The following is a 2,114-nucleotide window of genomic DNA, read 5'->3' as shown; positions in this document are numbered from 1 at the left end:
GGCGAGGCCGGGATAATTCAACGTCGTAAGTTTATCCAGGCGCGGGAAATCGATTCCCGCCACAATCATGACCACTAAGTGAGTCGACCCGGGGAGAATATCCTCCAAGGAGTGGCCCGGCGGCGGGTTTTGAACCTTGTTGTAGTTTTCCGCCGAGGCGATTCCAACCAAGTCCACTCCTTCCTGAATCGCATAATTTTTCACCTCGTTGGTTAACCTTCTTCGCATACTCTGGGGAATTTCTTTCTTAGCCATTTTCTTTCTTTTCTGGGTCTTCTCCAAATCGAGTGGGTGATTTTTAACAAAAAATGGGAGTTATCCATAGGGAGGTAGAGAGCGAAGAGATTTTAGCCGACACCCCAAGGATGTCGGCGGCCCCGCCTTGCGGGGCAAAATCCCGCAGCGATCGTAGCTCCCTGTGGAGAACTCCCCCCCTTTACCTGATGAGCCTAGCATTCGGCCGGTCCCTCTTTTGGAAACCTGGGAGTTACCCACAGCCCCGGAGCTCACCCGCCCCAATTGGGCGTCGCTCCGGAGCTATGGAGAACTCCCTCCCCAGGAAATGGGTAATGAGACAATTTTCAGATCGCGGGCAACATGCAAGTTAAAACCTTGAGACGGAGATATTCATCATCTCGTAACCCATACGCCCGGCGCTGGATCACGCGGATCTTGTTATTCAAACCCTCGACGAAACCCAGGGAGACCTTGTCTTCCAATTGGATAAATGCGGCAATGCCGCCCCAATGGCTCTCGATCATCTCGGCAAACCCTTCATACGGCCTAAGCCGCTGCCACTTTAAGGAGGCACGCCAGTTCTCAAAGAACTTCCTTGCCCAGCCATCTTGCCGGTACTCCCAAAGCTGGCTAAAAGATTCCTTCAGGAGGTAGGCCGTGTTTAATCGCTTGTTCGCTTTCAATAAGATCTTTAAAGCCTTTCGTCCTTCCGTACTCAGGTTCTTTTTGCGGGAAAGCAAAGTATATTTCTGTCCCTTGATGAATCGCCGATCCTTACCGGAAAGCCGAGCATATTCGCTCTTGCGGACTTTATCCAAGGCTTCATTCAGATGACGCACGACATGAAACTTGTCAAACAGAATCGCCGCCTGGGGAGCATACTTTTGGGTCGAATTCCGAAAGGCCTTCCACATATCCATCACCGCCAAGCGAATTCTCCGGGTCTTCTTCGGGCCCAACTGTTTGAAGAAAAGATCGAGACTCGCTTCCGACCGGTCCTGCCCTCCAAACCAAATGGGCCGTTTTCTCTCCAGGTCACTGACCACGATCCGGTAGGTATGTCCTTTGCGCACAGAAACCTCGTCGATTCCCATAACCTTCGGCCCGGGCGTTCCCACCCGGCGCAACTGTTCTCGCAGGTACTGCATCTCCAGGGCCTTGACCGTTTTCCAATCCAGGCGCAGCTCTTCGGCTACGTCCCGAATACTCGAATCCCGGCAACGACGGCCTACGTAAAAAGCAAACCGTTTGGTGCAGAAAGGATAATCGGCCAGCCAATCCAGCTTCTCCTGCTTCACCTTTCGGCACCTTCGACATTCGACCCGGCGGATCTCCACCTGCAGATAAATCCGCAGCTCTCCACAGGGCAGGTCGCGAACCCGGCGGCTTTTCCGGTCGTAGTAGGTGCGATGGATGCGGCCACAGACGCCGCAAACAGTTTTTTTTCCCTACGGCTGAGACCAATGACCCGAGATCGGGGATCCCCGAAGATGCCGGACAATGTGTGCTCCGGGGAGAAGCCAGGATACTGATAAAGGTCCCTGAGTCGTTTATGTTTTCGCATGAAAAATTCATAGCATTATTTTTCAGTCCTTTACAAGTCAGAAAAACCGCTTAAATAAAGGGCAGTTTGATGTTTTTGGGCTCATTTTTACCCACTCGATTTGGAGAAGACCCTCAACTTTTTTAAGCAATTCGATCGCAGCACTTGGCTCGTATAATCTCCGCAGAGCATTATTGATATATTCATTAGGCTCAATAAGGTTATGGAACAGAGCAAAATCTGAAAATTCTTCTGGAATTAACAACCCAAGAAGATTAAAGAGGTCGGGTGTTCCTAACTGTAAAGGTGTAGCAGAGAGAAAAAGCATTGCATC

2 protein-coding genes and 1 pseudogene are annotated in these 2,114 nt (G+C 50.9%); all 3 read right to left on the bottom strand.

What is annotated here, in order from left to right; translation table 11 throughout:
* Nucleotides 1–282, bottom strand: a 282-nt coding sequence (locus tag QMD53_07110) for a hypothetical protein (GenBank protein ID MDI6800404.1), incomplete at its 3' end; no start/stop codon positions are given.
* Between the two features lie 299 nt (nucleotides 283–581).
* A pseudogene (locus tag QMD53_07105) lies at nucleotides 582–1,667 on the bottom strand (ISL3 family transposase).
* A 171-nt stretch (nucleotides 1,668–1,838) separates the two neighbouring features.
* The coding region (locus QMD53_07100) for a hypothetical protein (GenBank protein MDI6800403.1) at nucleotides 1,839–2,114 on the bottom strand (276 nt) is incomplete at its 5' end.

It is taken from the genome of Actinomycetota bacterium, from assembly GCA_030017835.1.
Taxonomy (GTDB): domain Bacteria; phylum Actinomycetota; class Aquicultoria; order UBA3085; family Oleimmundimicrobiaceae; genus Yes70-04.
This window is presented reverse-complemented; position numbering and strand designations above follow the sequence as displayed.